At 51.0% G+C, this 5,642-nt stretch carries 7 protein-coding genes and 2 pseudogenes; 1 reads left to right on the plus strand and 8 read right to left on the minus strand.

Features of this window, described 5'->3' with window-relative positions; translation table 11 throughout:
* A partial coding sequence (locus EYB48_RS18815; protein ID WP_162021913.1) for an IS66 family transposase occupies positions 1–578 on the plus strand: 578 nt, incomplete at its 5' end.
* Positions 579–608: 30 nt separating this feature from the next.
* Here EYB48_RS18815 and EYB48_RS18820 read toward each other — a convergent pair.
* From EYB48_RS18820 to EYB48_RS19310, 8 genes and pseudogenes are all read right to left on the minus strand, one after another.
* Positions 609–902: pseudogene (locus EYB48_RS18820) on the minus strand (transposase domain-containing protein); the annotation flags it as partial.
* A complete protein-coding gene (gene tnpB / locus EYB48_RS18825) occupies positions 896–1,081 on the minus strand; it encodes an IS66 family insertion sequence element accessory protein TnpB (protein WP_162021914.1) in 186 nt (61 codons plus the stop codon). The gene tnpB and the pseudogene EYB48_RS18820, both read right to left, overlap by 7 nt.
* A gap of 77 nt (positions 1,082–1,158) precedes the next feature.
* Positions 1,159–1,461 carry a transposase gene (locus EYB48_RS18830; protein ID WP_162021915.1) on the minus strand — a complete coding sequence of 101 codons (303 nt, stop codon included), beginning with the start codon at positions 1,459–1,461 and terminating at the stop codon, positions 1,159–1,161.
* Between the two features lie 49 nt (positions 1,462–1,510).
* Positions 1,511–2,698, minus strand: coding sequence for a glycerate kinase family protein (locus EYB48_RS18835; protein ID WP_162021916.1), 1,188 nt, complete (start codon positions 2,696–2,698; stop codon positions 1,511–1,513).
* A 27-nt stretch (positions 2,699–2,725) separates the two neighbouring features.
* Positions 2,726–3,649 carry an NAD(P)-dependent oxidoreductase gene (locus EYB48_RS18840; RefSeq protein ID WP_162021917.1) on the minus strand — a complete coding sequence of 308 codons (924 nt, stop codon included), beginning with the start codon at positions 3,647–3,649 and terminating at the stop codon, positions 2,726–2,728.
* A gap of 8 nt (positions 3,650–3,657) precedes the next feature.
* Positions 3,658–5,001, minus strand: a complete 1,344-nt coding sequence (locus EYB48_RS18845; RefSeq protein ID WP_162021918.1) for a dicarboxylate/amino acid:cation symporter — start codon at positions 4,999–5,001, stop codon at positions 3,658–3,660.
* 53 nt (positions 5,002–5,054) lie between these two features.
* Positions 5,055–5,441 carry a VOC family protein gene (locus EYB48_RS18850; RefSeq protein WP_162021919.1) on the minus strand — a complete coding sequence of 129 codons (387 nt, stop codon included), beginning with the start codon at positions 5,439–5,441 and terminating at the stop codon, positions 5,055–5,057.
* A gap of 10 nt (positions 5,442–5,451) precedes the next feature.
* Positions 5,452–5,642, minus strand: a pseudogene (locus EYB48_RS19310) (hydroxymethylglutaryl-CoA lyase); the annotation flags it as partial.

Here is a 5,642-nt window from a genome sequence, read left to right on the forward strand (position 1 = left end):
CGCACGCCCGACGCAAATTCCATGAGCTATGGGCCGACCACAGCAGCCAGATCGTGGGTGAAGTGCTCGATCTGTTTGGTCGGTTGTATGAAGTTGAAAGGGAAGAGGCTTCGCTCGGCTGTAAATGGCGCCACCTCCTGCGCAAGCAGCAGGCAAGCCCGGTTCTCGAGGTAATGTATCGTTGGCTACAGACCCAGGATCAACGGGTACCGAGGGGTAGTGCAACGGCCAGGGCCATCGGCTACAGCCTGAATCCCTGGCAAGCCCTGACGTACTATCTCAATGACCCTGCTGTGCCGATCGAAAGCAACTGGATTGAGAACACGATCCGTCCGATCGCGCTGGGGCGCAAGAACTGGATGTTTGCTGGCAGTCTGCGGGCGAGCAAACGTGCGGCTGCGATCGTGAGTTTGATTCATTCGACGCGTATCAATGGCCACGCCCCTTACGCCTACTTGCGTGATGTTCTGGAGCGCCTGCCATTGCAGCCGTACAGCCGGATCGGCGAGCTGCTGCCCCATCGCTGGTCTGCAGGGTACTCATTTCCATCATTGCTAAAACGCCCGGTCAAGGTGTGATGACCGGGCGCTTACTAACGAACTGCTAAATCAGACGGAGCTTTTCGGCTGGAAGTTGGCGATATTCCAAGGGATAAGTTCAGCGACCCGATTGATCGGAGGATCGGCAATATGCGTGAACACGTAGCGCAGGTAGGCTTCCGGATCAATGCCATTCATCTTCGCTGTACCGATCAGGCTATACATGGCAGCAGCACGATCACCACTGCTGTCCGCCCCCAGAAACAGGAAGTTCTTGCGGCCCAGGCAGCAACCCCGTAACGCATTCTCGGCAATGTTGTTATCGATCTCGGCCACGCCATCGTCGCAATAAAAGATCAACGCCTGGCCCACAGTACTTTGATGACGTTGCCGCGCTTGCCACGGAATACAAACACATGGCCAGCCAAAGTGTCTTCAAGAAGGGTCATGTGCACCTTGGCCGCCAGACCATTCATGCCAGAACGCATATCAGTGACACCGGCTGCCAGCCAGATGCGTGTTCCTGCCGGTAGCCCCATCATGGTCGTAACATCCCCAACACGGCACGGATCGCAGTCAAATCAGCCTTGCCATCGAAACGCACGACCGCACCGGCCATCTAGATTTCGATCACGCCTGGTTCATTGGTCGCGGTTCTTTGAGGCGTAACAACAGCGTCAGGGCTAACAGTTGGATGCTTGGATGGTAAATGATCTGGATTGTCGTTAACGATCATGACTGGCAACATGGCCTGCCGATGCATCACGCCATCCAATCGGCCTTCCCGTAATTCCCGAAGCCACTTGAACAGCATATTGACGTTGATGTCATTCTCCTGCGCCAAGCTGGAGACCGAAACGCCCGGTTCGGCTGCGCGCTGTGCAAGTTGCTTCCTGCGCATCGGTGTGGTTAGTAGTTCCAAAGTAGCTCCCGCCAATATTTAACGGGAATTACTTTGAAGGTTTTTAACGCTAGCGTCCAGAAGGTTTAGGTGAGGCGCTTACTTTTATACTGCGTGTAGAACAAAGGAATAGTGCTGCCAAGTTTTGTGCAGCTGACTCTAAAAGCACACCGGCATTTTGAATCGCAAACGCAAGTGTCACGGGTGAACGCTGAATCGAAAAACAGCCGTCAAACTCGTCAAATAATTGCACGCTGCTTGTTATTGCGCCGGACAATAGGGTTACAGGAATGTTTTTTTTCTTTGCCAGTCTCGCGATCGAAATGGGGCCTTTCCCCAAGAGTGTCTGGCTATCGGAATGACCTTCTCCTGTGATCACCCAGTCGAAGTCCATTCTCGAATCATCCATACCTAATATATTCAATATAAATTCAGCGCCAGGTTGTAGTTTGCCACCAAGCACACGAATGGCAAAACCCAATCCACCAGCTGCACCAGCCCCCTCAACACGGGAATGGTCTTCGCTGAACATAGCGCTTATCCTCGAGGCGAGTTTCTCCACCAGAAAATCAGTCTTTTCTACGTCAATAAGACCTTTTTGAGTACCGAAAATGCGACTTGCACCATTGGGACCTGTAAGTCGGCTGTTGACATCAGTGAGTGCTATCAGATTGACATCTGACAGCCATGTAGAATCCTCACGAATACACATCGAGCTTATCTCGTCTAACGTACCAAGTGTCGGCGTGAACACATTTCCATGTTCATCTTTTACCCTCACAATTAACTCAGCCAGCATGCCGATGCCGCCATCATTAGTTGAAGAACCACCAAGGGCGACGACAATTGTCTTGTAACCCAGCCCAGCAAGTGTTCGCACGGCTTCACCTACACCCTTTGTGGTGCGCGCTTCAACTGGCAGTATGGCATCTGGCAAGCCGACAATTTCAGCGACATCGAAAATAACAAAGATTGGCACTGTAGCACTGCTACAAATGCCAAAACGTAGCTCTATCCGATCACAGTTGGCATTGGTTACTTTGATCGTTCCCCAATGCCCCCCTAACTTTTGGACTACCGTTTTCGCAGTACCCTCGCCTCCATCCGCTATCGGTGCCAGCGTGATGACGCTATTCGGAATCGCCTTTTTCACACCAGTGGAGATATGTTGTGCCACTTCGTGTGCTTGCAGACTACCCTTGAAGGAGTCTGGTGCGATCAGCACCCGTAAAGGTTGGTTAGTTTCGCTTACCATCATGTACCCTAGATGAAATTCGCTGCTAGTTCAGGACATTTGATGCTGTTCTAACACCAATTGAATAAGTGTGGCCGCCAATCGCGCCTGAGCTCGATGGCTGGCCCACGCCACGTGGGGAGTACACAATAGATTTGGAATGTCGGTAGCAAGCAAGGGGTGGTCAGGTGGTGGTGGTTCTACGTCTAGCACATCGATCGCCGCTCCGCCAATTGTTTGGTTACGCAACGCCGATACCAATGCATGCGAGTCAACCAATGCCCCCCGCCCAGTATTGATCAGAATCGCATCTGGTTTCATTAGTGCAAGTGCGTTCTGTCCGATAAGACCACGGGTCAAATCGGTTAGTGGGACGTGCAGGGTGATCGCGTCAGCAACAGACAGTAACTCGTCCAACGGAAGCTCATCATCGCGTTGCGTTGAGCCCGGAGCTTGGGCGTAAAGCACTTTCATCCCAAGTCCCATCGCCAGGCGTGCGGTCGCCTGGCCGATGCGACCACGACCCACTACTCCCAATACGCTACCACCCAAGTCGCGGATGCGAGGGCCGTTCCAGCAGAACTGCTGCGCACCCGACCAACGGCCATCAGTAGCCGCTGCAGCATAGGTGATGATGTGACGGCGCAGAGCGAAGAGCGTTGCGATGACATGTTCGGCCACAGAGTCAGAGCCGTAATCTGGTGCGTTTTTTACACGAATGCCAAGCTTACTTGCCACGATTAGATCAATATTATCGGTTCCGGCGGCAGCGACAGCAACCAACTTTAGCTGCGGGCTTGACTCTAGTTGTCCTGAGTTCAGCCGAACCTTGTTTGTAATCACAACCGTCGCCCCACTGATACGTTCGACGACCTGCTCAGGTTCCGTTGCCGAAAAAGCCTGATAAAGAATTGAATTATTAGGAAAATTTAAAGGGATGGGCAAGGTACCCGCGTCAAGAAAAACTACTTTCATGATTTGATCTATTTAGAAGTTAGAGGAAGAGTTAACTTTGCCGGCGTGGGACCCTTTTCGAGCTCCCGATGTAATGTAGACTCATCAAGCATTTTCTCCCACTTCGACACCACGATGGTGGCGATTCCGTTGCCAATCACGTTGACCAACGCGCCACCTTCCGATATGAAGCGGTAGACGCCCAGCACCAACACCAAACCCGCAACTGGAAAACCCGGTATGTTACCTAAGGTCGCTGCGAGTACAACAAAGGCACCGCCGCTAACACTGGCCGCCCCCTTGGAGGTCAGCAACAAAACCAGTAACAACGTGATTTGCTGCCCCAACGACAAATAGGTATTTGTGGCTTGAGCGATGAACACCGCCAGCACTGTCATATTGATGCAACTGCCGTCCAGGTTAAAGGAATATCCTGCTGGCACTACGAGACCGACTGCAGATTTGTCGCAGCCAAGCCTTTCAAGCTTAGACATAAGACGAGGGAGCGCCGACTCGGACGAGGATGTGCCTAGCACAATAAGCAACTCCTCACGAATATAAAGTAGGAATTTGTACAGGCTGAACCCAGACAGTCTACAGGTCAAGCCCAAAACCACTACGACAAAAAATATGGCTGTAACATAGTAGGTACCAAGTAAGCGTGCATAAGATGCAAGAGAACCTATACCATACTGACCAATCGTGAATGCGATCGCACCAAATGCACCAACGGGCGATACGTACATAACGATACGTACCATGTTGAAGAAGGTGTGAGCGCCGATATCGATCACTTTCAGCATCGGCTGACCGGTTTCACCTAAAGCCTGCAAGCCAAAAGCAAAAATGATCGAGATAAACAATACTTGCAATATATCCCCTTCAGTAAAAGCGCCAAACACAGTCTTAGGTATGATATGAGACAGAAAGCCCACGACGGTTTGGTCATGCGCTGCTTGGGTGAAACCCGTAATAGCTTTGACATCTAGCGTGGAAGGTTCAATATTCATTCCGCTCCCCGGATGGAGCAAGTTGACCATTAGCAAACCAATGATCAATGCCAATGTGGTCATCACTTCAAAGTAGACCAAGGCCTTGAACCCCAACCTCCCAACGGCCTTAATATCGCCCATGCTTGCAATACCATGTACCACGGTGCAGAAAATCAGCGGTGCTACCATCAACTTTACCAGCTTGAGGAAATTGTCTCCCAGCGGTTTCATCGAAGTCGCGGTGGACGGCGCATAGTGCCCGAGCAATATACCTAACACTACAGCGACGAACACTTGGATATATAGCTGGCGCCACCAAGGCTTGCTTGGGATGAGGGCGGATTTTGCAGGTGCTGCCCCGACTTGCGTTATGCTTTTCATTCGGTCTGTCTCCTAATATTTTTTGTGGGACCGTATTGGGATGATAGTGCCAATTAAGTAATTAATTCTGATATTTCAATTAGGTTACCATCTGGATCACGAATATATACAGATCGGATTTTGCCGGTGGCACCAGTGCGCTCTACCGGCCCTTCGATGATGGGACAATGGCAATCGCGAAGATGTGCGATTACATCGTTTAAAGGCACCGCGGCGATAAAACACAGGTCAAGCGAACCCGGTACCGGCAAGTGGGCCTTAGGTTCTAATTCTTTTCCTTTCTCGTGTAAATTGATTTTTTGGTTTCCAAAGCGAAACGCCATACGGTCTTTGGCAAAGGTCTCTACTTGCATTCCCATTACCTTTGAATAGAAATTCAAGGTCACTTCAACGTCCACACAGGTAAGTACCAGATGATCGAGATGATTGATTAGTCGCATTGTGTTCACATTAAGCTTGGAAGACTTGGGTTGGCATGCCATCGTTTGCTGGCATCGGATGTAACTTCAAACGTGGACCGGCCTTTAGAAGCTGGCTGGGTACGTCATGCCCAATTAACTCTGGCAACAAGGCAGAAGCGTGCAGGATGCTTGTGAGGTCGACACCGGTATCATAGCCTTGCAGTTCGAGCAGATGGACCA

The sequence above is a fragment of the Cognatundibacterium crateris genome, from assembly GCF_010078235.1.
In the GTDB taxonomy this organism is placed as follows: Bacteria; Pseudomonadota; Gammaproteobacteria; order Burkholderiales; family Burkholderiaceae_D; genus Undibacterium; species Undibacterium crateris.

Excerpts from the sequence above, each read along its gene's own strand:
- EYB48_RS18845 (WP_162021918.1), bottom strand. The coding sequence starts at position 5,001 with ATGAAAAGCATAACGCAAGTCGGGGCAGCACCTGCAAAATCCGCCCTC.
- tnpB (WP_162021914.1), bottom strand. The coding sequence starts at position 1,081 with ATGATGGGGCTACCGGCAGGAACACGCATCTGGCTGGCAGCCGGTGTC.
- EYB48_RS18840 (WP_162021917.1), bottom strand. The coding sequence starts at position 3,649 with ATGAAAGTAGTTTTTCTTGACGCGGGTACCTTGCCCATCCCTTTAAAT.
- EYB48_RS18850 (WP_162021919.1), bottom strand. The coding sequence starts at position 5,441 with ATGCGACTAATCAATCATCTCGATCATCTGGTACTTACCTGTGTGGAC.
- EYB48_RS18835 (WP_162021916.1), bottom strand. The coding sequence starts at position 2,698 with ATGATGGTAAGCGAAACTAACCAACCTTTACGGGTGCTGATCGCACCA.